This is a genomic window from Halomonas aquatica (assembly GCF_040196335.1).
GTDB classification, from domain to species: Bacteria; Pseudomonadota; Gammaproteobacteria; order Pseudomonadales; family Halomonadaceae; genus Halomonas; species Halomonas aquatica.
On record NZ_JBEGCJ010000003.1, the window covers coordinates 209,342 to 232,858 of the forward strand.

The following is a 23,517-nucleotide window of genomic DNA, read 5'->3' on the forward strand; positions in this document are numbered from 1 at the left end:
GCAGGAGTTCGTTAGCACTGGTGATTCTAACCTCTGATTCTAGCCTCTTCGGCCGACCCCCGCCCAGCGACGAGCCTCGGAATTTCAACCTTTTGCTGGTACTCGGCTCATGCACGGGGTTGGAATTCCTGCTGCTCACTCACCTTTCGGCTTCAATTTCCCTTGCAGAGCTGCAGATCGTAATTTATTGTAACTGGTACCGGGGGTCTAATACCCGATGAACTCGGTGGCGGGGCAAGGGTCCTTCGTAGGAGCGTTCGGTTCGATGTATCGACCCGCAGCGTTAAGATAGTGGGCCCTGAGGTTAACTTACCATCAATGCAATCCCGCACGGGCGGCGAGAACAAGGCAGAAGCCAGACGCGTCACGGCGGAAACGAGCAAGGGGCAAGCTCATGAAGAAACAAGGTATGCAGAAATTCGTGAAGACCGGTCAGGGCGGTTTCACCCTGATCGAGCTGCTGATCGTTGTGGCGATCATCGGCATCCTGGCGGCCATCGCTATTCCTAGGTATCAGGACTATACGCGGCGTTCAGCGGAACGCGCCTGTCTCTCCGATGTACGGTCCTATGCCACTGCAGCGGCTGTTGAGAATGCGGATGGTAGTGCTATACCAGAGGTCGATATCGTTCTGGCCAAATATAGTAGTTTTTCCTCTTTTACGGCTACTAGCTTTGATGAAGACGGAGCAAACGCAGGTGACAATACTGAATCAGTTGCCGCTTGTTTCGAAATTGAATATGTCCTTGGTGAAGAAGGTACCAGCCTTGATACAATTGTCGGTTATCCGAGCTCACCGGGTGTGGCGTCCCAAGCAGTTGAACTTGGTTTTGCCAGTTCCTGATTCGGCATCACTCTATCATCAGGCAAGAAGGTTTTGTTGAAGAATTTGGCCGGCGCTTGCCGGCCTTTTTCGTGGGAGAAGGGTAGTGCCGTTGCCGCTTGCCCTGCTGGCCATAATCCTGGTGACGCTGTGGTCGTCCTGGGTATCGCCGCCTGTCACGCCCTACAACTACCATCGCTGGGTAGTAATGGGCGCCCTGATGGTGCTCTGGGCGCTGGCCGGCTGGTGGCACCGCCGCCGGGTGCAGGCTGCGCTGGTTAGGTCCTGTGCCTGGACTTATTCAAGACCAGGCGGACGCTGGCTGGCCCTGGTGGCGTGCCTGTTGGTGCTGGCCGCCGTGCTGCTGTCTCTGGCGCCCTGGGTGGCACTGCTGGAGCTGGCCCACTGGATAGCCTTCGCCATGTTGGTCCTTATTGTTGCAGTGTCTGTCCGTCACGCTTCGCGGTTTCAGTGGCTTTTGGCGGGGGGCATGGCGGTTCTGCTGCTGCTGGTCTACGCGCTGATTGCCCTGGACAGCATTAATTTCCACTGGCCGATCTTTACCAAGATGGATGCCACCCCGGGGCTGGCCAATATCCGCCACTTCTCGGACATCGCCGTGGGCCTCATGCCGCTGGGGTTGGTCTATGTGGTGGCGCGGGGGCGGCTTTCCGTGGCCGTGGCGTTCCTTACGGCGCTGCCCCTGGGCGTATGGTGGTATGTGCTCTTCCTGACCGAGGGGCGCTCGGGCGTGCTCAGCCTCACGCTTGCCATCTTGGTAGCCGGGATGCTCTTTCGCCGTCAGGCGCTTTGGCCGGTGGCCACGCTGTTCCTTTCTGCCCTGCCGGCCCTGGCGGCCTGGTGGTGGTTGAATCCGCTTCGCCTGTCGGCACCTGGCATTTTTTCTCGGGATATTACCGGGACCCATGATCGCTTGATGCTTTGGGGAGAGGCCTGGCAGCACGCCATCGAAAACTTCCCGTTGGGCATCGGCCCCATGGGGTTTGCCGGAGATGGTATCGAGGACGGTTACCGGGCCCTTGCCCATGCCCATAACCTCTTCTTGAATACCGCCGCCGAGTGGGGCATCCCCCTGACCGTGCTGCTTCTGGCGCTGGCGCTCTTTGGCTGTTGGAAGATTGTTGAGCGCGCTCGGTCGATGCCCGAGACGGACCAGCCGTTGTATGCCTGCCTGGTGATGGCCTTTGTGGGGGTGATGGTCAATGTGCAGTTTTCCGGCGGCCATATCATCCCGCTGAGCAGCTTGGTGATGGCGCTGGTCATCGGGTTGGTGTTCGGATTTCGCGGCCTGAACTCACTGCCATCAGCCACTTTGTCTCCGTCGCAAAGCGCATCTGCGCGGCCGGCCCTTCTCTGGGCAGCGGGTATGCTGGTAATGGCCTACCTGCTGTTTGCTGGTTGGTCCCTTTATGGGCTCTCTGTGGAGTCGACCCGACTCTGTAATGTGGAGTTGGGGCGCATACGGTATTTCCCGCGTTTCTGGGTCCAGGGGCGGTTGGAGTGTATGCGTATGCTCGCGCCGGATCACTGGCTCTTCTGGAGCTGGCGGGGTTGATCGTCGAGTCGGGATAAGTCTTCGCCATCGAAACGGGGGTGTTTCCCATTTTTCATTATTGTTAGAGTGTTTTCGTGGGTTCGCTCGCCAGCTCGGTGTTCTCTGATTCATCAATCTGTTGAGCAACATGCGGAAATAGATGTTTGAAACGCTGCTGAATATCGACATCCTTTTGTGCTGTTATCTCATAGGCTATAATCAAGTTCGAATAAAGTTCGGCGCTGGGTAACAGCTTGGCTTCATTTTCTGCCCACTGGCGATATGTCTCGGCTCTGCCGGTTGAGAGTTGCCGTAACATCACCAGGTACTCGAGGTCCTGGGGAATGCCAAGCGGGTTTATCACTCTGGCCAAGGCGCCGGCATTCTGGCCTCTGGCTTCGTGAAAGGACTTGACCTGCCATAGCGCCTGCAAGTGGCTTGCCATGAATATCCACACAATGGGCACCACCAGCCAGGCCCCCGCTCGAATTCCGAGAGTGTATCGGTTGGTTCTGGTCTTCGTCTGCCAGCTACTACTGGCCACTAACCCCAACAGCAATAGAAACACTAGCCAATGCACCAGCGAATGATAGAAGGGAAACTCGGTCATGGCGTGCAGTGCCACAGGCAATAGAAGAGCGGTAAAGAGCAGCCGCTCTCTCTCAGGCCCATGGGCCCATAACCGCCAAGATACCCAGCCGGCGAAGCCGACAATGGCCAGTACCGGCAGCAGCCCGCCTTCGATGCCCCAGTACAGCAGCTCGTTATGTGGGTGGGCATAGTTCTGGGTGATGATCGGCTCGACGATTTCCGGCTGGTTGACCGGAAGGGCGGCGCGCCAGTCGGCGAAGCTGTGCAGGAAGTCGTGCTGGAAGCGGCCGTAGCCCCAGCCGGTCAGAGGTTCCTGGGCGATCATCTTCAGGCTGTGCAGGTAAACCGGCAGGCGTTCGCCGGGTGCGCTCACAGCCTTGGAGGTGTAGCCTGCTTCGGCCCAGGGCGCCCACCAGATGATGGCCGCCAGCACGCAACCCACTGTCAAGGCACCACTCCAGGCGCGGAAACGTGCCCGATCCAGATGCCAGAGATGCACCATCACCAGCGGCACGGCGATCAACGCGGCCAGCCAGCCGGTGCGCGACTGGATCACCAAAATCAGCGCGGGCATGAATAGCGGCGCGAGCAGGATGACGCCCCCTTCCAGGCGATTGCGCGCCTCGCCAATCAGCCAGCCCGAGATTACCAGGCCAGTGACCAGGAAGCTTGCCATCACGTTGACCTGCTGGAAGATGCCGTAGGGCCGTCCCGCGGTAGGATCGTAGCCTAGCCAGTTGCCTGGTTCCAGCAGGTATAGCTGTACATAGCCGAAGGCGGTCTCCAGCAGGGCGCCGGCAAGGATGGCCATGCCGATCCACCACCAGTCACGCCGGGTCAATGGAAGCTGGGCGATGCCCAGCAGCAGTATAGCCCCGGCTGTGACCGTCAGCATCCGCGGCAGGGCGATCAGCGAGGCCTCGTTCCAGCTCCAAAGGAAGGGCAACAAGAGGGCCAGCAACAGCAGGCCCAGACCCTTGTGGAAGGCACTGTAGTGAATTACCCCTCGCGCCGCCGGCCACATGGCAATCGCCATCATCAGCGCAAAGCCTATCCATACCGTAGCATTGAAGGGCAGTCGCAGCCCGGTGCCGCCGACGTTGGCGAAGGTGATATGCAACAGCACCACGAAGGTGAAGAGGGTCGTGCCGATGAACCACTGGATCAGTCGGCGGTCGGGGGCGGTGTCGGTGGTCATGGCTGTCCTTGCGACCCGGTGGGCGTAGTATTCTCATTACCGATTCGTATCGGAATGTAAGGCAGCTAGTGTCACGGGGCGGACAGTCGATGTAAAGCGCCGCTGAGCTGATGGGCAGGGCGCTCGCTGGGAGTTGGCGCTGGCCGAGGCAGCGGCGACCGGCTTCGATAGCTGCTGAGTGGGCTGGACTGGGGTCGATTCACTGAAGTCGACTCCCTGAAGCTGACTCTTCCTCGAAGCCAACCCTGTCTACACTGTGGTCATAGGCTAGCGGGTATTGGATAACGGGCAAGGAGGCCACCCGGCTGTTGCCGCTGGTGATCGAAGTGACACTGGCCAGAGACTATTTGGTCGAATGAGTGACCGAGTGACCGAGTGACCGAGTGACCGAGTGACCGAGTGAGTGATTGGACGCCGTGCCCGCTCAGTGATGACTCAGCTACCTAGTCCCAGCCGCTGTCGTAGTCCTCCCAGTAGCGCCCGAGATCGCGTTCACCTGTGAGGTCGTAGAGCTGATAGCGCCGGGCGAGGCGGGCGCCGCCGTCGCGGGTAAGGGGCTGCCAGGCGATGTTGGACCTGTTGCGGCTGGAGCGCACGAAGAAGGCATCCATGGGAATGGAGAGGTAGAACGCCTTGTCGAAGCTGCCCTCGCCGAAGGCGTCGCCGGCGTCTGTGAAGGTGGCCCAGGCTCCCACGCGCACCCCGTTGTCGAACTCACGCGACAGGTCCAGGGTAGTGCCGAGGTCGCCGGTGAGGTAGCGGCCCACGCTGACCTTGGCCAGCACGTCCTCGATGCCCGTCTCCAGGTAGGCGCTGAGGTCGCCGGTCCAGACATCGTAGTCGCGCAGGCCGAACTGCTGGTCGAACTCGCGCTGGCGCACCCAGTTCAGACCCGCCCCCAGGGCCAGCGGACTGTTGAAGGGGCGGTATAGGAGCTCGCCGCCCGCGCCGGCATACATCATTTCCAGCAGGCCGCCGTAGCCCATGGCGTACCAGTCCTCGCCGAGTTGGGCGGTACGGGTGTATTGCAGGTTGCTGATACCCAAGTCCGCCTCGGCCAGGTAGTCGCCGATATATAGGTACGCACCCGCGGAAGGTCGGAGTCGGCGATGTAGTCGTAGTCGTCGAGGTTATCGGCCAGCGTTGCGGTCAGGCTGCCGGAGAACCAGCCGTTGGCGTCGGTGGTATATTCCCCCGACGCATAGGCAGAGAGGCGGTAAAGGTAGCCGTCAGGGTCACCGAAGTTCTGCTCGATGGCGGGGCCGGCGCGCCAGCTGAAGCGCCGGGGCTCGTCTCGGTAGAGCAGCTCGCCGCCGGGTTCTGCCAGGTTGGCGTGGGCATAGAGTCCATAAAGGTGATCGTGCTGCCGCTCGCTGGAGGCCGCCGCGGCGGTGAAGGCCGCTCGGTCGTGAACATCCTCGCGCAGGTCCAGCCCGCGGCTCAGCCAGCGGTAGCGGAAGGACACCACCGACTCATCGGCATTGGCGGCTAGGATCCGGCCGGCCCGCGCCTCGCTCTTTGCCAGGTTGCGGAAGGTAGTGGGTTCGCCGGTCACGGTCAGGTCGTCACCCTGCTGGCGGATCTCGCGCACGCGGATGCCGGCGTTGGATTGCAGTCGGCTCGCCACCGCCGGCCAGTCCGCCTCGGGTGGGGCGTCCAGCGGCCGGGGAGGCGGGTCGCGCTTCATCTGGGCAAGCCCCGCCAGGTTGGTGGAGAAGCTCACCCCGGCCATGGCGGTGTTGCCGCGCTGCCAGCCGGCGCGCAGCTCGATAGTGTCGGTGAGCCGGTAGCGGGCGCCCAGGTTGGCGCGGGAATCCAGAGGCTGGTCGTTGTCCTGGGGTTCGTTGGCGTAATCGTTACCCTCGAACTCCAGCTGCAGCACCAGCGGCTCCCAGGGGGTCTGGTATTCAACGCCGCCGAAAACCGCCATGGGGCCGTGGAACAGCTGGCTCAGGGCGAACTCGCCACCCTGGCCGCCACCGGCATCCCCCGGGCGGTCATCGAAGCGCTCGTCCAGCCAGCCCAGCGGTGAGTCCACGTCTCCGGCGTTACCCAGATAGCCCCAGCCCAGGCCCAGGGTGAGGTCGAAGTCGTACCAGCGCTTGCTGGCCACCATGTATTAGGCGCCGAACAGGGTGGTACCTCCAGCATCCCGGAGGCCCAGGCCCAGCTGTGGCCAGTAGCGGTTGTTGTTTACAGTGGGCAATACGAATGACTACACCACCCTAATGTATTGGTTGGGCCAAGGGTGGGTCCTTTGAATGGCGATGTCTTGTCGATTCGGTCTTTTTTCAGTGGCGAATTTAGCTAATGTAAGAAATCTATGACACAGCATATAAGAGATATCGTACAAAAGGAATCGGTCGCGTTTAGACCGTAGATATTATGTCCTACGACCTGTTATGATCTTCCGCGTTTCTGCAGCATTTCTTATTTTTTTATATAGTTTCGCGTTGTCATGCAGTGCCGGACCTCGGGGATGCGCCATGACACCTCGGGGCGGTAGCGTGCTCAACCGTCATGGTCATCCAATCTCACAGGCCTCCCCTATGCGCCATTTAACGCCTATCAAACTGCTGCTGGCAATGTGTAGTGCCATCCTAATGTCCGGCTGAGTTTTCGCACCGGGAAGCCACTTTCAGTCTCGCACCGAGAGCGCCCCCGTCGACTAACTAGTTGATATCGAGCCCATCACCCTGGGGCTGATCAACGCCCAGCGCTCGGCGCTGGACGTCGAGCGACTCAGTGAACTGAGCGAAGAGTAGCGTAACAAGATCGAAGGCTATGACTATCGCATCGGCAAGGGGGATATACTGAGCATCATTGTCTATGACCACCCGGAGCTGACAATCCCTTCTGGCAGCGAGCGAAGTGCCGAGGAGTCCGGTAATACCGTCCATCAGGACGGCACCATCTTTTATCCCTTCATCGGGCGCGTAGAGGTGGTCGGACGCACCGTCACGCAGGTGCGTGAAGAGATCGCGCAGCGCCTCGACCCCTTCATCGCCGAGCCTCAGGTCGAGGTGAAACTCGCCGCCTTCAATTCGCAGAAGGTCCAGGTGACCGGCGAAGTGAATTAAGCCATCTCGCCTGCCGATCACCAACGTGCACATGACCGTGCTGGATGCCATCAGCCTGTCCGGTGGGCTGGGGCCAGAGGCTAACTGGCACGACGTGCTGCTGCTCCGGGATGGCAAGACGCGAACCTTGTCTCTCTACGATATGCTCAACAAGGGCGAACTGAGCCAGGACCTGCTGCTGCGGGATGGTGACGTCCTGCATGTTCCGGACCTCGGCAACCAGCAGGTCTTCGTGATGGGCGAGGTGGGTGAGCCTCAGACTCTGCCCATGGGGCGCTCGCGCATGAGCCTGACCGAGGCACTCACTCGCGCCGGCAGCTTCAATGAGGCCCAGGCCGATGCCAGCGGCATCTTCGTCTTCCGCCGCCAGCTGGATCGCCGCGACAAGCTGGCGACCGTCTACCAGTTGGATGTCCGTAACGCCGCCGCCATGGTGCTGGGTACCGAGTTCCGGCTCGAGCCCACCGATGTCGTCTACGTGACCACCACGCCGCTGGGCCGTTGGAACCGCGTGATCGGCCAGCTGCTGCCCACCGTCACCGCCGTCTATCAGGTCACTCGCACCACCCGGGATGCTAATGACCTGAGGAACGACTTCTGATGTTCCAGCACATCCTGGTCGTCTGCAATGGCAACATCTGCCGCAGCCCGGTGGCCACTGCCATGCTGGCCGCCGCGCTTCCCGGCAAGCACTTCACCTCCGCCGGCCTGGGTGCCCTGGCCGGCCACGGCGTGGAGCCGACCGCCCGCGAACTGGCCGAGGCTGACGGCCTTTTGCTTGACCATCATCAGGCCCGCCAGCTCACGAGCGAGATGCTCGCTGACGCCGACCTGATTCTTCGGCCTGCTACTGGACCACAAGTGGTGGATCATCGGCATCAAGGCGCTCTTCGCCGTGATCGGCGCCGCTTATGCGCTGCAGGCCACTCCGATCTACCGCGCTGATGCGCTGGTGCAGGTCGAGAACAGCGCGGGGATGAGCAAGCCCCCTGGAAGACGTGCGCTCCATGCTGGTTGAGGAACCGAGTACCGATGCGCAACTGGGTATCCTGCGCTCGCGGATGGTGCTCGGGCGCGCCGTGGATCAGGAGCGGCTCGACGTGGTGGTCCAGCCGAATCGTATCCCGGTCATCGGCGATCTCCTGGTGCGCCTGGGCGTCGAGCGCCCCGGCTTCGCCGAGAGCAGCGCCTGGGCCGGTGAAACGCTCGATATCGGAAATTTCCAGGTGGCGTCGTCCCTGACCGGCCAGGCCTTCACCTTGACGGCAGGCGAGCAGGACCGGTATCGGCTGAGCCTGGACGGTGAACCGCTGGGCCAGGGGCGGGTAGGGGAAGTCAGCCGCTTCCTGGACGACCAGCTGACGCTGAAGGTAGCCGACATCGAAGCGGCACCGGGGACCGAGTTCACCCTCATCAAGCGCTCCCGCCTGGCCGCGATCAACAATCTGGGTTCCCGGTTCAGCGTCAGTCAGCAGGGCAGAGACAGTGGCCTGCTTGACCTCGCTCTGACCGATCCCGATGAAAGCCGTGCCGTGCGCACCCTGGATGCCATCAGCGAAATCTACCTGACCCAGAACATCCAGCGCCAGAGTGCCGAGGCCGAGCAGAGCCTGAACTTCCTGGAGGCCCAGGAGCCGGAGATCCGCGGGCAGCTTCGTGAGGCCGAGAATGCCCTGAATGACTATCGCACCGAGCGGGACAGCGTGGACCTCTCTCTGGAGACCCGGTCGATCCTGGAGCGCCTGGTCAATCTCGAGGCCCAGCTCAACGAACTGGAGTTTAAAGAGGCCGAAATTTCCCGTCGCTTCTCCCCCGGGCACCCGACCTACTCGGCCCTGCTGGACAAGAGGCAGCAGCTGGTCAACGATCGTCAGCGGTTGAATGAGCGTGTCGGCAACCTGCCAGAAACCCAGCAGCAGGTGCTGCGCCGTACTCGCGATGTGGAACTCAATCAGGAGATCTACCTGCAGTTGCGCAACAAGATCCAGGAGATGAAGATCGCCAAGGCCAGCACCGTGGGCAACGTGCGCATCCTTGACGAGGCAGTGGTACAGCCCAATCCCGTGGAGCCCAAGAAGCCGCTGATCGTGGTGCTGGCGACCCTGCTGGGTGGCATGTTCTCAGTTGGCCTGGTGCTGGTGCGGGGCCTGCTGCGCCGCGGGTTGGAGTCCCCGGAACAGGTCGAGGAGGTCGGTCTTTCCGTTTACGCCAATGTTCCGCTCTCCGACAAACAGCAGAAGCTGGTCAAGCGAGTGAAGCACCGCCGTGAGCGCAAGGGCCACGATATCGCGACCGGCATCCTGGCGGAACGGGCACCGGCCGATACAGCCGTGGAAGCGCTTCGTGGGCTACGCACCAACCTGCATTTCGCCATGCTGGAAGCCGGTGACAATCGCATTATGATCGCCGGGCCGAGCCCCGGAATCGGCAAGAGCTTCGTCTCGGTCAACCTGGCTACCGTTTGTGCCCTGGGTGGGCAGAAGGTACTGGTGGTGGATGCCGACATGCGCAAGGGCCATATCCACCATGCCTTTGCAGGCGGCAGCGAAGGCGGGCTCTCGGAGCTGCTCTCCGGCAAGGAGAACTGGGGCCAGGTGGTGCGCGACAGCGGTATTGAGAACCTGAACTATGTAGCGCGTGGCACGGCACCGCCCAACCCCTCCGAACTGCTGATGAACGCCAGTTTCACCGCCTTCCTCGAGCAGGCCAGCAGGGAGTTCGACCTGGTGATCCTGGACACCCCGCCGGTGCTGGCCGTGACCGATGCCGCTCTGGTCGGCAAGCAGTGTGGCACTAGCCTGATGGTCGTCCGCTTCCAGTTGAACCCGGCAAAGGAACTGCAGATTGCCGCCCAGCGCCTCGAAACTGCCGGCGTCACTGTCAAGGGTGCGATACTCAACGCCATGGAGCGCAAGGCCGCTACCCGCTATGGCTATGGGTACTACAACTATGCCTACCGGTAGCCTCTGGCATTTGTGCCTGCGGGCACGCTACAAAACCGATCTGCGACAATCCGCATTGATGCCCACGATTCAGGCCGTGAGTAAGTTGTCTTCCAGTGGAGACGGGTCGCCTTGTCGGTATCTTCCTCACACCCCTGATGGCCATCGTCATGCTAGAGTCGGCATCCGCCCTAGCGTAGAATACCTGCCCAGTGAACAAAGCGTTGTCGATCCCACCAGGATCGGCAAGACAAGGACTGAAGGGTTCGAGGACAAGCCCGGTGCAACCTCCGGGCGGTAGCGTGACCGTAACATGGCAGAAGGTGACTCCAGCACATGAACAATGCTCCGGACGGGCAGGCATCCCGGTATGCCAGCGATGATGAAATCTCCCTGGTGGATCTTGCCAAGATACTGATCAAGCGCTGGAAGGTGATGGCGGCCACCTTCTTCGTGATCGTGATGGGCGCGCTGGTTTATGTCCTGATGATGGAGCGCAGCTTCGAGTACGTTTCCCTCTATCAGGTGGCCGAGCAGGCACCAACGGAGAACAGGGAGAATGGTGCGCTGGAACCCCCTGTTACGGTAGTGGCCAAGGCCAATAACCTCTATCTCGGTGCCGTCACACGAAAGCTTCTGGACGACGAAGGCTTGGCGTCGCTCCCGTTCACAACCGCGGTCAGCAACCTGGAAGACACTCTGCTGGTGAAGCTGACGTCACAAGCTACCGAAGCGAGTGCGCCACTGGTCGAATCCTTTCACTCCCGGGTGCTGGCGCGGATTGAGCAGGATCAGCAGGCTTTCTTTGAGCGCTTGCGAGACTCCATGCAACGCCAACTGGAAAGTGCAGAGCGATCTCTGGAACTGGCCAAGGAGTCCACGAGTCCTTCAGCAGCGGAACTCATCGCAAGTTACTCAGGACGTGTTGCGAATATTCAGGATAGTCTCGAACAGCTGCAGGAAGGGCAGGCCATACAGACGGCCGTTCAAGGCCTCAAGCCTTCAGGAACAAGTCGTAGCCTAGTGATGGCACTGGCGATTGTGCTGGCGGGAATGTTGGCCCTGATGATGGCATTCTTTGCCCAGTTTGCTGCCGCGGTACGAGAGAGCTTCTCTGAAGAGGATGCTTAGCCGCCCAGGGGAATCCGGCTCTTCCACCGTCGATCATGACGCCAAGTAGGTGCCCGATCGTGAGTTCCAGGCATGGGCCAGTGCTTCGAATCACTCTGTTTCCTCTTTACTTACCCTATAACCTCCTTGCTGGAACATCATGAGCGAATACTCCCTGTTTACCTCCGAATCCGTGTCCGAAGGGCATCCGGACAAGATCGCTGACCAGATCTCCGACGCGGTGCTCGATGCCATCATCGCCCGTGACAAGCACGCCCGGGTGGCCTGCGAGACGTTGGTCAAGACCGGCGTAGCCATCGTGGCCGGCGAGATCACCACCTCGGCCTGGGTCGATCTCGAGACGCTGGTGCGCGAGGTGATCACCGGCATCGGCTATACCTCCTCGGACGTCGGCTTCGATGGGGCGACCTGTGGCGTGCTCAACCTGATCGGCAAGCAGAGCGTGGACATCGCCCAGGGGGTCGATCGCAGCGAGCCCGAGGATCAGGGAGCCGGCGACCAGGGCCTGATGTTCGGCTACGCCACCAACGAGACCGACTCCTACATGCCTGCGCCGATCCACTATGCCCACCGGCTGGTCGAGCGACAGGCCGAGCTGCGTCGGCATGGCCTGCTGCCCTGGCTGCGTCCGGACGCCAAGAGCCAGCTGACCTTCCGCTACGATGCGGCGGGCAGGCCCTGCGCCGTGGATGCGGTGGTGCTCTCCACCCAGCACGACCCGGAGATTGACCAGGAGGAGCTGCGCCTGATGGTCCGGCGCGAGATCATCGAGCAGGTGATCCCCGCCGAGTGGCTGACCGCGACCACCAAGTACCACATCAACCCCACCGGCAAGTTCGTGATCGGCGGCCCGGTGGGCGACTGCGGCCTGACCGGGCGCAAGATCATCGTCGATACCTACGGCGGCATGGCCCGCCATGGCGGCGGCGCCTTCTCCGGGAAGGACCCCTCCAAGGTCGACCGCAGCGCCGCCTATGCCGGGCGCTACGTGGCCAAGAACCTGGTCGCCGCCGGCCTGGCGGAAAAGTGCGAGATCCAGATCTCCTACGCCATCGGCGTGGCCGAGCCGACCTCGGTCTCCGTCAACACCTTTGGTACCGGCAAGGTGGAGGATGCGAAGATCATCGAGCTGGTGCGTCAGCATTTCGACCTGAGACCCAACGCCATCACCCACATGCTCGACCTGCTGCATCCCATGTATCAGCTGACGGCGGCCTACGGCCATTTTGGTCGCGAGCCCTTCGAGCACTCCTATAGCTGGACCGATACCCAGGGCCAGGAGCACACCGAGACCTTCACGGCCTTCCTCTGGGAGAAGACCGACAAAGTCGATCTTCTTCGCAAAGGCTTGTAAGGACGAGAAGGACTTACCATGAAGATTCTTATTACGGGTGGAGCGGGTTTTATCGGCTCGGCCGTGATTCGTCATATCATCGCCAATACCACCGACAGCGTAGTCAACGTCGACAAGCTGACCTATGCTGGCAATCTGGAATCCCTGGCCGAGGTCGCCGACAATCCGCGTTACGCATTCGCGCAGGTGGATATCTGCGACAGGGCGGCACTCGAGCGCGTCTTCCAGGAGCATAAGCCCGACGCGGTGATGCACCTGGCGGCCGAGAGTCACGTAGATCGTTCCATCGACGGACCGGCGGCGTTCATCGAGACCAATATCGTCGGTACCTACACCCTGCTGGAAGTCGCCCGTGCCTACTGGAACGGCCTCGACGCCGAGCGCAAGTCCGCCTTCCGCTTCCACCATATCTCCACTGACGAGGTGTATGGCGATCTGGAAGGGCCTGAAGGCCTGTTCACCGAGCAAACGAGCTACACACCCAGCTCACCCTACTCGGCCAGCAAGGCCAGCTCCGACCACCTGGTGCGTGCCTGGCAGCGCACCTACGGCCTGCCCTCCTTGATCACCAACTGCTCCAATAACTACGGGCCTTACCACTTTCCCGAGAAGCTGATCCCGCTGGTTATCCTCAACGCCCTGGAAGGCAAGGCGCTACCGGTCTACGGCAAGGGCGAGCAGGTCCGTGACTGGCTCTATGTGGAAGACCATGCCCGGGCGCTTTACAAAGTGGTGACGGAAGGCGAGGTAGGGGAGACCTACAACATCGGTGGCCATAACGAAAAACGTAATATCGACGTTGTTCGTACGATCTGTGAGTTGATGGACGAGATGAGACCCGATTCGTCCAGCTTCCAGCTACCAGCTTCCAGCCTAATCACCCATGTGGCCGACCGCCCCGGCCACGACCTGCGCTACGCCATCGACGCCGGCAAGATCGAGCAGGAGCTCGGCTGGACCCCGGAGGAAACCTTCGAGAGCGGTATCCGCAAGACAGTGCAGTGGTACCTCGATAACCTTGAATGGTGCCGCCGAGTCCAGGACCGCAGCTACCAGCGCCAACGGCTAGGCACCGGAGCGACTGCATGAAGATTCTTCTCTTTGGCAAGAACGGCCAGGTAGGTTGGGAGCTCCAGCGTGCTCTGGCACCGCTGGGTGAACTCGTGGCCCTGGATCGTCATGGCCACAACGGCCTCACCGGCGACCTGGACGATCTCGAGGGGCTGCGGGCGACAGTGCGTGATCTCAAGCCGAATGTAATCGTCAATGCCGCAGCCTATACCGCGGTGGACCGTGCCGAGGAAGAGCATGAGCCGGCCATGCGTATCAACGCCCACGCGCCTACCGTTCTGGCGGAAGAGGCCATGGCGCTGGATGCGCTGTTGGCGCACTACTCGACTGACTACGTGTTCGACGGCAGCGGCGATGCCCCCTGGGAGGAAACCGACACCCCCGGCCCAGTGAACCACTACGGCGCCAGCAAGCTCGCCGGGGAACGCCGTATCCAGTCCAGCGGCTGTCGGCACCTGATCTTTCGCACCAGTTGGGTCTATGCCGACCGTGGGGGCAACTTCCTGGCCAACATGGCCCGCATGATGTGCGAGCGTGATGCCCTCCAAGTGATCGATGACCAGGTGGGCGCCCCCACCGGCGCCGAGCTGATCGCGGACGTGACCGCACATGCCATCGTTCAGGCGCTGGGCGATACCTCCAAGCAAGGCCTCTACCATCTGACACCCGCCGGCGAGACCAGCTGGCATGACTATGCCACCTTCATCGCCGAATGTCTGCAAGGGCAGGGTATTGATATCCAGGCCATGCCGGAGCGCATCGCACCGATCCCCACCAGTGAATGGCCAACACCAGCCGCTCGCCCGCTCAACTCACGCCTCGACACTACAAAGCTGGAAGACGCATTCGGCCTGACTTTGCCTCAATGGCAAGACGGCGTCTCCCGTGTCCTGCAGGACAGGTTTCGATAGGAACCAGACAGGTTTTTGTGGGAGGCCGGATCTGCGGCGGTTCGGCGAGGGGTTGACCTTATTAGTGGGAGGGCGGCTCTGCCGCGCGAGGGGTTGACCCAGAAAAATCTCGCGCGATAAATCGCCCTCTCACGAAAATCAACTAGCCCCTAGCTTCTTGGCCCTCAAACCTCGAACCTCGGCTCTTACAATTTCGGCACAAGCACCTAACGGCAAGGCGCACCTCATGACCACCTCACCCCTCACACCTCACTCCTCACACCGAAGGAAAGGAATAGTCCTCGCTGGCGGCTCCGGCACACGCCTCTACCCGATCACCAAGGGCATCTCCAAGCAGCTGCTGCCGATCTACGACAAGCCGATGGTCTACTACCCCCTCTCGGTGCTGATGCTGACGGGCATCCAGGAGATCCTGATCATCACCACCCCCGAGGATAACGAAGGCTTCCAGCGTTTGCTGGGCGATGGCAGCCAGTTCGGTATCTTGCTCACTTATGCGATTCAGCCCAGCCCGGATGGCCTCGCACAGGCCTTCATCATCGGTGAGGACTTCATTGGTGATGACAGCGTGTGCCTGGTGCTGGGCGACAATATTTACTATGGTCAGGGCCTGAGCAAGCTCCTGCAGACTGCCGCCGCACAGGACAAGGGCGCCACCGTATTCGGCTACCAGGTGACCGACCCTGAGCGCTTTGGCGTAGTCGAGTTCGACGACAACCAACGCGCCATCTCCATCGAAGAAAAACCAACCAACCCCAAATCCGATTACGCCGTCACCGGCCTGTACTTCTACGACAATGACGTGGTCGACATCGCCAAATCGGTCACGCCATCCGCACGGGGTGAGCTCGAAATCACCACGGTCAACCAGGCCTATCTGGAACGCGGCGACCTGAACGTGGAACTGCTGGGTCGCGGCTTTGCGTGGCTGGACACCGGTACGTTTGACTCTCTCCACGATGCGGCGGGCTTTATTGAAACGCTTGAGAAACGCCAGGGCCTGAAAATAGCCTGCCTGGAAGAGATCGCCTACCGCATGGGCTTCATAGGCGAGGAACAACTGCTGGCGGAGGCGGAAAACCTCAAAAAGAACAGCTACGGCGCCTACCTGAAGAAACTGGTCAAAACAGCCAAGTAAGCTAACTCTATGAAAATCACCGAAACCAGAATTCCAGACGTAAAACTTCTTGAGCCTCATGTATTTGAAGACGAGCGAGGATTTTTCTACGAAAGCTTCAATCAGAAGGCATTCGATGCGGCCGTTGGTCAGCCTGTAACCTTCGTGCAGGACAACCACAGCCGCTCGGCAAAAAACACCCTGCGTGGTCTGCACTATCAGCTGCCGCCGCATCCCCAGGGTAAGCTGGTGCGCGTGACGCTGGGTGAGGTCTTCGATGTCGCCGTGGACATCCGCAAGAGCTCGCCCACCTGCGGCCGATGGGTGGGCGCAACCCTGTCTGCCGACAACCGACGACAGCTCTGGATCCCGCCCGGTTTCGCTCACGGCTTTCTGGTGGCCAGCGACGTGGCCGAGTTCCAGTACAAATGCACCGATTTTTACGCCCCCGACTGTGAGGTCAGCATCCGCTGGGACGACGCCACGCTGGCGATCAACTGGCCGGTCATGGATGAACCGCTGATCTCGGTCAAGGACGGCAAAGCCCCCGCTTATTTGGTTGCTAGAAAATTCGAATGAATTCCAAGCGCACATCGCCGCACCGCGCGCTAGTGCGATTACGGCGAAGCCGCTTTGCGCGCAACGTGGCAATGGTCGCCGCTGGCACGGCCGGTGCACAGGCCATCACCATGGCCTTTTCCCCCGTGGTTACGCGCATCTATGGACCGGAGATATTTGGCCTGCTCGGTACTTTTATGGCTATCGTCGCCGTTGCCATACCAGTTGCTGGGTTGGCCTACCCGATTGCCATCGTTTTGCCCAAGGATGACCGCGACGCACTTGGTTTGGCGCGGTTGTCCGCCATGCTGTCGGTGGCGGTTTCCCTCATGATAGCCGTCGCTCTATGGGTTGGAGGCGACTGGCTGTCCGTTACCCTTGGGGCAGAATCCATCGGCGGCTACTTGTTCCTAATCCCGCTGGCGATGCTCTTCGCCGCCTCGATGCAGATCGCACAACAATGGCTGATTCGCAAAAAGGAATTCGGCGTGCTCGCTCGCTCCGCCATCGTCCAATCGCTCATATTGAACGGTGCCAAGACGGGCATCGGCTGGCTGCATCCACTAAGCGCAGTGCTCATCGTGCTCGCCACGCTCGGCCCTGCCTTGCACGCCGCTTTGCTGTTCATTGGCGCGCGAAGGCGATACGGAGCTGGCGCCACCGAAGCGCAGGGAACTTCGGGGGCTACCCTGAAGGAATTAGCACATCGACATCGTGACTTCCCTTTCTATCGCGCGCCGCAGAACTTCATTAACGCCGCCTCTCGGAGCATGCCCGTTTTGATGCTCGCGGCTTTTTTCGGGCCAGCGGCAGCAGGCTTTTATACGGTTGGCCAGATGGTAATGGGCATGCCCAGCACACTCATGGGCAAGGCGGTTCAAAATGTGTTCTATCCGCGCATTACGGAAGCTGCTCATAATGGTGAAAACTTGCACCAACACATCGTCCGAGCAACCGGTGCACTCCTTGCCATTGGTATTGTGCCTTTTGGTCTGGTCATGTTGTTTGGCCCTTGGCTCTTTAGCTTTGTCTTCGGTGAAGCCTGGGCTGTAGCCGGGGAGTATGCGCGGTGGTTGGCACTGTTCTTTTTGTTTAACTTCATAAATAATCCAAGTGTGGCTTCGGTTCCAGTGTTGGGTATCCAGGGTGGCTTGTTGATTTATGAGTTGTTCAGTACTGGAGGGAAGGTAGTGGGTCTTTTAGTCGGGGTTTATTGGTTTGATAGCGATGTTTGGGCTGTGGCGCTTTTCTCGGTCATTGGTGTCATTGCATACAGCGCGATGATTCTTTGGATTTTTTTGTGTGCGAAGCAATGGAGAAAAGATGAAAAAACAAGTTGATAAGTCCCATTATGAGTTCGCGAAATATGTAGCAAAACCTCGCTGGGCCAGCATGTGGCACCAGCTAGATGAAGTCATGAGGCTAAAGCCCGAGCGTGTTCTCGAGATCGGTCCGGGGCCGGGTGTATTCAAGGCGATGGCTAGTCTATTCGGCGTTTCGGTGGAAACGTTGGACATCGACCCAGAGCTGAATCCGGACCACGTGGCGTCCGTTTTAGAAATGCCGTTTGAAGACGGTGACTTTGATGTGGTCTGTGCCTTCCAGATGTTGGAACACATTCCCTTTGACCAGAGCATGCAGGCTTTTGGGGAAATGGCCCGGGTGGCGCGAAGTAAGGTAATTATAAGCCTCCCAGACGCTAGGCCAGTCTGGCCGCTTTCGGTCCATATTCCTAGAACAGGAGCCCTGCAGATGCTTGTGCCAAGGCCATGGTCCGGTCCGAAAAGGCATGATTTCAATGGCGAACATTATTGGGAGATAAATAAAAAAGGATTTGATCTCAACTTTGTTGTTCGTGAGCTCAGGAAAATACCTAGACTGAATATGACTAAAACATATCGTGTCTGGGACTTTCCTTATCATAGGTTCTTTATTTTCGGCGTTAGATAATCATAAAGCCCATTGGAATTACGTATGTACAGTTTTGGAAACAGTCCGATTGGGGCGTCTACTTATGACGAAATGAGACATTCACCCATGTGATTTCTGACGACGATGAAACGAAGTGCATCATTCACGTCTAAGAGACTCCTTTGAGGGTTTTCTGCTGCGCCTAGTGCGGTTTCTGCTTGGTAAATGCGAAGAAGTCGAAAAACAGAAGATAGTCAGGTGCCTGCTGCTGAGTCCGCTTAAAGTGGCGCCAAAAATATTAGTTCCGGGAGTTATAGCCTTGGGAAACATAGTGTATGGTGCCTGGCTCTCATTCTTTGCACGTTATGAAGGCAATCGCAAATGAGTGGGATTGATTTTCAGAGTTTGAGAGCTAAAATTATGTTCTGGAGAAATTCCCAAAGCATTTTTATGCCTATAAAGTCATTAAGAAAGCCGTTACTAAGAACAAATTTGTTGTGATGATCCGTAAACCATTGAATACCATTGCTTCTCTTTATAGGAGGTTTTGGGGTCTCGATTTTTGTATTGAATGATGGATTTTTAATAATACAAAGACTCTAAAAATGAAAGAAAACAAAAATGATTTTGTATACTATAAGAATTCTACTGGCAATCCGGAGCCTGCATTGAGGTCTGTATTAGGCTTTGTTAGTTTAAAGTACGAAAGTTATATATTAGAAATTAATAAGTAAATTAATAATAATATAGTTCACAAAAAATAGCATGGCATTAAAAAAATAGCAGGTTAGCAAGCCGATAAAGCCAAATGAAGGTGGGCGGAGAAAAGTGTTTGATGATAATGAAGTGCGCCTTGTTGTTAGAAGAGTTTCAGGCTTATCGAGTAAGTTGGGTTACAATGTGGAATATGATCTGCAAGATGAACTTAAATGTCTGAAAAGTTGAAAGGCCTAATGAATTATCCCGGTATCACATATATACAGCTTTGGCGCCAGTCAGACTGGGGAGTATACTGCAGAAGAAATGAGGTGTTTACGCATTTTCTTGAGGTAGATGAAGATACAGAAAATATTTTCCATATAGAGGAAATGACCCTTAAAGTTTTTTTGATCCGTTTTGTTAATTTGTTGACTGGAAAAGCTAATGATAATGTGAGACAACACATCTTCAAGTGCCTATCAACCAAGCCTATAAAAACATCAGGTAAAATTTTTGTTTCTGCCGTCTTGTCATTAGGTAGCAATAATGTACCAATCCTCCGATCAATAAATACATTTATTATTAAAATCCAGTTGCGTTTTAAGCTTAGGGGTGTTGGTGGCACCAAGGTTCTGATAGTATATCCCCCATCCTTAATGGCTTTGGCAGGAATTCAGTGTCTTAAGCATGATCTTTTGGCTTTTGACTTGATTGATGATGTCGCAGCACGTTGTGAGGATGACAATAAAAAAATTATTATTGAGTCACTGTATTCCGAAATTTTACCGAAAGCCGATAAAGTAATTACCACTGGTGCGTCCTTGAAACGCTATTCCAGGTTTTGTCCTGTCCCAGTAGAAGTAGTACCGAATGGTGTTGACCTTTCGCCTTACGAAAAGGCTAAAAATGAAGCCCAAAATATAAAACAAGAACAGGTTGTGGGCTATGTTGGTAGTATTAATAAAACGTTTGATCCCTCGCTGGTCGAAGAATGTTTGAGGGAGCTTCCCGATGTTAAGTTCATTTTTTTTGGCTTCTATGATTCTACTGGTGAGAAGCATCTCTCTGTCTTTAATAAGTACAAGAACTTCACATTCAATGGGTCTTTGCATCATTCTAGAGTTCCCGGGTTTTTAACTTCATGTGATGTTTTAATCATGCCAAAAGCAAATGATGTTTCTACTGTTGGGGGTGATTCGATGAAAATTTATCAGTATTTAGCAACTGGCAACTCAATAGTCTCCACAGGTGTCGATCCTGCTTCTAGTTTTTCTGATGTGATAACAATTGCAGAAGATCCGGTTAGCTTCGCAGATGCAGTGAAATCTGCGCTCTCAGAAGCAAGCGTGTTGAAAAGGGAAAAACGTGTTCAATATGCAGCTCAAAATAGTTGGTCTGTAAAAGTTAAAAACTTTACAGTGGATATAAAAGATATTCTCAGAAAAAAAGGGGCTTGGAAGTAAATGTGTGCAGCGAGGGTGGGGGTATCACCAGTTATTTTTATTGGCATGCACCGTTCCGGAACTAGTCTTCTGGGGCGGCTTCTAGAGCAGCTGGGCTTGTTTGTTGGCAAGAAAACAGATGAAAACAATGAAGCACTCTTTTTTCTCGAATTAAATACTTGGTTGATGGCGCAATGTGGTGGACGTTGGGACAACCCGGAACAGCTTGACTTTCTCTGGACGCCAGAAGCTGAACCAGTCTTTACGGCATCAAAGAACTATGCGAGCGACCTTATGAGCTCACCTAGGGCTGCACGTTATCTCGGGATGAAAAGGTATTTTAGCCAACGCTCGATTCCCGCACAAGCCACTCCCTGGGGATGGAAAGACCCGCGCAATACGTTCACTTTGCCATTCTGGCTTGATCTGTTTCCCAACGCCCGTGTGGTGTTCATTGAACGCCACGGTGTGGATGTTGCGGAAAGCTTGCGCGTTCGTGCAAACCGGTCGATTGAAACAACGACGAGTAGGTATGAACGTGCAAAACCAATTTCCTGGCTCAGACCAAAACGTGGGGGGTTCTCTGAATCACCGCGGTGCCTGTCTTTGGAAGGTGGATATTCCTTGTGGGAGGCCTACCAAACCCAGGCGCGAAATCAATTAGCGAGCCTCTCCAGCGATAGGGTGTTTCGCGTGCGCTACGAAGATTTGCTGGTAGAGCCAGAGAACATTTTGAAAGACGTAGCCTCCTTTTGTGGGTTGCCGGTGGTAGATGATCGAGTTAAATGGATTACCGATTCTATTAATCCTGCTCGCGCATATTCTTACCGTAATAATAGTGAGCTCCTAGGGTTCGCTGAGGAACGACAGGCACGCTTGTACGTGTGGGATTACAAGCCTTAATGAGTATGGACGCTCTTTCTGAAAGGTTACCGCACCACGAGTTTTCTAGTCTCGCACGACACGGGAGGACTCGTGTGGCCGTGCGCGCCTCGATATTCACTGTCCAGGCTTTCTTCGTTGGCATGCTGGTAATGCCTACCAGCTTTCAATTCCAGCGTGGGGCGGTGTTGGTAATATTGGTTTGTATTGCTACGCCGTTTGCGTTGAGCCGCTGGCGGGTGCATCGGGATGTATTCGTTCTGTGGCTCTCTACGATGGTTGTGGGTGCATTCGCTATAATGTTGGGAATAGTCAATGACGCGCCTGGCGCTTTGCGTGTCTCAACGATCTATCTCATCTGGCCCGCGCTGTATCTGTTGTTCATCGGCCTAACCCATAATCTGCAGGTCATCCGGCGGATGGAATCCGCGTTGTTGCTGGGCATCAGCTTGGCGACGGCGATGGCACTGATCGTGCTCGCCGCCGGTTTTTTGGGCCTGAGTGATATTGTCTACCCGATACTCGCTTTTCAGGATGCCGGATTCGGAGCCTATGATGGATTTATAGAGTTCCGGGTCTTCAACCTGACCACGGTTATGTACGGGTTCCCGTTCGTAGTGGCGCTGCTGTTGGCGCGCCGGCGTGAGTTGAGGGGATGGCAGAAGACGTGGCTTTGGTTGCTAGTGGTGCTCATGGTCGTGGTCGCCGTGGGTTCGGGGCGGCGTATGTTCTGGTTGGTCGTTCTGCTGACGCCGTTTCTTGCGTTGTTCTTCCTGCAGCTTTCGACACGGCGGTTCCGGACGGTTGCGATGCTCGGCGCACTCATCAGAATGGGTGTAGCGGCGGCTTTGGTTGTAGCGGGAATAATAGTTGCGCTTGGGCTGCAACCGATACTCCTCGTGCAGGAGTTTGTTTCTGCGTTCATAGGGCAGGAGGCCTCGAGCAGGATTCGCTTCGAGCAGGCAGGTGCGCTGTGGCGAGCGTTTGAAAGTTCGCCTTTGGTCGGCATCGGGCTCGGATCAACGGTGGATTCGGTAAATCGACAGGGATGGGCCTTTGAGCTCTGGTACCTCTCCCTGCTGAAAAGTGTTGGTCTTTTGGGCTTTTTGGTTTATGCCGTTGCCGTTGGCTGGGTCGTGGTGAAGGGGATGCTGCTGGCTCGTCGGAACCGAGAATTTGCGGCTCTATTTGTACCGCTGGTGACGGCAATGATGATTTTTCTGATAATGTCCGGATCGAACCCATACATCGGGAAATTTGATTATCTATGGGTGATTTTTCTGCCAGTTTCTCTGATCAACGCCTACCTGACCGAACGGAGTGCGAATGCTTGATATCATCATCGTAAACTGGAACGCAGGCACGCAACTTAAAGCCTGCGTCGATTCCATTACCCAATATTGCGCCGATCATGTCGAGAAAATAATAGTCGTCGATAATGGCTCTATAGATGGTTCTGAAAAGATAGTTGAGGAAGTTCCGAACGTCACCTTGATACGGGCTGGTGAAAACCTAGGCTTTGGTAAGGCCTGCAACCTTGGTGCTGAGCACGCAGAGAGTGACTATCTGCTGTTCCTCAATCCCGATGCGGCGCTCTTCGAGGGGACGCTGACCAAGGTAGTCAACTTCATGCAAGCGCCGGCTAACCAGGCGGTAGGTATCTGCGGTCTGCAGTTGATTGAGGAGAGCGGTAAGGTATCCCGCAGTTGTGCGCGTTTCCCTTCGGTCACCGGTTTTCTGGCACATGCGGTTGGCCTGGATCGTATTTTTCCACGACTTGGTAACTCTATGGCGGAATGGGATCATTTGACTGATCGCCAAGTCGATCAGGTTATGGGTGCTTTCTTTTTCGTTCGTCGCGGTCTTTTTGAGCAACTGCAGTGTTTTGATGAACGTTTCTTCGTTTATTTCGAGGAGGTTGATTTTTCATACCGTGCACGTCAGGAAGGCTGGCAAAGTTTCTATCTGGCCGATGCCCAAGCTTTTCATGCCGGTGGAGGCACATCCAATCGGGTTAAGGCGAGGCGGCTGTTTTATTCGCTGCGTAGCCGGTTGCTTTATTCTTTTAAACATTTTGCTTTCCCCGCGGCATTTATAGTGTTGCTCACGACACTGGTCATCGAACCTTTGGCTCGTTCGGCGTTGGCTCTGGCACGGTGTTCTTTATCGGGGCTGAAGGAGACCTGGGCGGGATATCGGATGCTGTGGTCGTGGGTGCCAAAATGGCTTTTCAGAAACGAGACGTGGTAAGT

At 57.1% G+C, this 23,517-nt stretch carries 22 protein-coding genes; 18 read left to right on the plus strand and 4 right to left on the minus strand.

Translation table 11 applies throughout. The features are described from left to right. Positions 1 to 394 precede the first annotated feature (394 nt). On the plus strand, positions 395 to 844 hold the full coding sequence (locus ABE960_RS07275) for a pilin (RefSeq protein WP_349761584.1): 450 nt from the start codon (positions 395 to 397) through the stop codon (positions 842 to 844). 85 nt (positions 845 to 929) lie between these two features. Further along, a complete protein-coding gene (locus tag ABE960_RS07280) occupies positions 930 to 2,399 on the plus strand; it encodes an O-antigen ligase family protein (protein ID WP_349761585.1) in 1,470 nt (489 codons plus the stop codon). 61 nt (positions 2,400 to 2,460) lie between these two features. Here ABE960_RS07280 and ABE960_RS07285 read toward each other — a convergent pair whose 3' ends face one another. The 4 genes from ABE960_RS07285 to ABE960_RS14875 all read right to left on the minus strand — a co-directional run bounded on the left by ABE960_RS07285 (position 2,461) and on the right by ABE960_RS14875 (position 7,298). Beyond that, on the minus strand, positions 2,461 to 4,089 hold the full coding sequence (locus ABE960_RS07285; RefSeq protein WP_349761586.1) for a PglL family O-oligosaccharyltransferase: 1,629 nt from the start codon (positions 4,087 to 4,089) through the stop codon (positions 2,461 to 2,463). 521 nt (positions 4,090 to 4,610) lie between these two features. Further along, positions 4,611 to 5,213, minus strand: coding sequence for a YjbH domain-containing protein (locus ABE960_RS07290; protein ID WP_349761587.1), 603 nt, complete (start codon positions 5,211 to 5,213; stop codon positions 4,611 to 4,613). Continuing rightward, a complete protein-coding gene (locus ABE960_RS07295) occupies positions 5,126 to 6,283 on the minus strand; it encodes a YjbH domain-containing protein (RefSeq protein WP_349761588.1) in 1,158 nt (385 codons plus the stop codon). The genes ABE960_RS07290 and ABE960_RS07295 overlap by 88 nt, the downstream gene beginning before the upstream one ends. A 556-nt stretch (positions 6,284 to 6,839) precedes the next feature. Further along, complete coding sequence (locus ABE960_RS14875; RefSeq protein WP_432765354.1) at positions 6,840 to 7,298, minus strand: hypothetical protein; 459 nt, start codon at positions 7,296 to 7,298, stop codon at positions 6,840 to 6,842. Here ABE960_RS14875 and ABE960_RS07305 point away from each other — a divergent pair. From ABE960_RS07305 to ABE960_RS07380, 16 genes are all read left to right on the plus strand, one after another. Further along, on the plus strand, positions 7,279 to 7,848 hold the full coding sequence (locus tag ABE960_RS07305; protein ID WP_349761589.1) for an SLBB domain-containing protein: 570 nt from the start codon (positions 7,279 to 7,281) through the stop codon (positions 7,846 to 7,848). The two genes, ABE960_RS14875 and ABE960_RS07305, sit on opposite strands and share 20 nt — an antisense overlap. After that, positions 7,848 to 8,192, plus strand: coding sequence for an arsenate reductase/protein-tyrosine-phosphatase family protein (locus ABE960_RS07310; RefSeq protein ID WP_349761590.1), 345 nt, complete (start codon positions 7,848 to 7,850; stop codon positions 8,190 to 8,192). The genes ABE960_RS07305 and ABE960_RS07310 overlap by 1 nt, the downstream gene beginning before the upstream one ends. After that, the gene (locus tag ABE960_RS07315; protein ID WP_349761591.1) at positions 8,143 to 8,265 is read left to right on the plus strand and encodes a hypothetical protein; all 123 of its coding nucleotides are present in this window, start codon (positions 8,143 to 8,145) and stop codon (positions 8,263 to 8,265) included. The genes ABE960_RS07310 and ABE960_RS07315 overlap by 50 nt, the downstream gene beginning before the upstream one ends. Further along, positions 8,255 to 10,210 (plus strand): polysaccharide biosynthesis tyrosine autokinase, encoded by a 1,956-nt coding sequence (locus ABE960_RS07320; RefSeq protein WP_349761592.1) that lies wholly within the window; start codon positions 8,255 to 8,257, stop codon positions 10,208 to 10,210. The genes ABE960_RS07315 and ABE960_RS07320 overlap by 11 nt, the downstream gene beginning before the upstream one ends. A gap of 315 nt (positions 10,211 to 10,525) precedes the next feature. Continuing rightward, positions 10,526 to 11,320 (plus strand): GumC domain-containing protein, encoded by a 795-nt coding sequence (locus ABE960_RS07325; RefSeq protein WP_349761593.1) that lies wholly within the window; start codon positions 10,526 to 10,528, stop codon positions 11,318 to 11,320. Between the two features lie 139 nt (positions 11,321 to 11,459). Further along, a complete protein-coding gene (gene metK, locus ABE960_RS07330; RefSeq protein ID WP_349761594.1) occupies positions 11,460 to 12,674 on the plus strand; it encodes a methionine adenosyltransferase in 1,215 nt (404 codons plus the stop codon). An 18-nt stretch (positions 12,675 to 12,692) separates the two neighbouring features. Then, the gene (rfbB, locus tag ABE960_RS07335; protein ID WP_349761595.1) at positions 12,693 to 13,763 is read left to right on the plus strand and encodes a dTDP-glucose 4,6-dehydratase; all 1,071 of its coding nucleotides are present in this window, start codon (positions 12,693 to 12,695) and stop codon (positions 13,761 to 13,763) included. Then, the gene (rfbD, locus tag ABE960_RS07340; protein ID WP_349761596.1) at positions 13,760 to 14,656 is read left to right on the plus strand and encodes a dTDP-4-dehydrorhamnose reductase; all 897 of its coding nucleotides are present in this window, start codon (positions 13,760 to 13,762) and stop codon (positions 14,654 to 14,656) included. Before rfbB ends, rfbD begins: the two co-directional genes overlap by 4 nt. A gap of 226 nt (positions 14,657 to 14,882) precedes the next feature. Further along, positions 14,883 to 15,794 carry a glucose-1-phosphate thymidylyltransferase RfbA gene (gene rfbA / locus ABE960_RS07345; protein WP_349761597.1) on the plus strand — a complete coding sequence of 304 codons (912 nt, stop codon included), beginning with the start codon at positions 14,883 to 14,885 and terminating at the stop codon, positions 15,792 to 15,794. 9 nt (positions 15,795 to 15,803) lie between these two features. After that, entirely contained in the window at positions 15,804 to 16,352 is a 549-nt protein-coding gene (rfbC, locus tag ABE960_RS07350) for a dTDP-4-dehydrorhamnose 3,5-epimerase (protein WP_349761598.1), read from the plus strand. Next, positions 16,349 to 17,671, plus strand: coding sequence for a lipopolysaccharide biosynthesis protein (locus tag ABE960_RS07355; protein ID WP_349761599.1), 1,323 nt, complete (start codon positions 16,349 to 16,351; stop codon positions 17,669 to 17,671). The genes rfbC and ABE960_RS07355 overlap by 4 nt, the downstream gene beginning before the upstream one ends. Next, complete coding sequence (locus tag ABE960_RS07360) at positions 17,655 to 18,281, plus strand: class I SAM-dependent methyltransferase (protein WP_349761601.1); 627 nt, start codon at positions 17,655 to 17,657, stop codon at positions 18,279 to 18,281. Before ABE960_RS07355 ends, ABE960_RS07360 begins: the two co-directional genes overlap by 17 nt. 890 nt (positions 18,282 to 19,171) lie before the next feature. Then, positions 19,172 to 20,404, plus strand: a complete 1,233-nt coding sequence (locus tag ABE960_RS07365) for a glycosyltransferase family protein (RefSeq protein WP_349761602.1) — start codon at positions 19,172 to 19,174, stop codon at positions 20,402 to 20,404. A gap of 15 nt (positions 20,405 to 20,419) precedes the next feature. After that, positions 20,420 to 21,286, plus strand: coding sequence for a sulfotransferase (locus ABE960_RS07370; RefSeq protein WP_349761603.1), 867 nt, complete (start codon positions 20,420 to 20,422; stop codon positions 21,284 to 21,286). 74 nt (positions 21,287 to 21,360) lie between these two features. After that, complete coding sequence (locus ABE960_RS07375; RefSeq protein WP_349761604.1) at positions 21,361 to 22,599, plus strand: hypothetical protein; 1,239 nt, start codon at positions 21,361 to 21,363, stop codon at positions 22,597 to 22,599. Beyond that, the gene (locus ABE960_RS07380) at positions 22,592 to 23,515 is read left to right on the plus strand and encodes a glycosyltransferase family 2 protein (RefSeq protein ID WP_349761605.1); all 924 of its coding nucleotides are present in this window, start codon (positions 22,592 to 22,594) and stop codon (positions 23,513 to 23,515) included. The genes ABE960_RS07375 and ABE960_RS07380 overlap by 8 nt, the downstream gene beginning before the upstream one ends. The last annotated feature ends 2 nt before the right edge of the window (positions 23,516 to 23,517 follow it).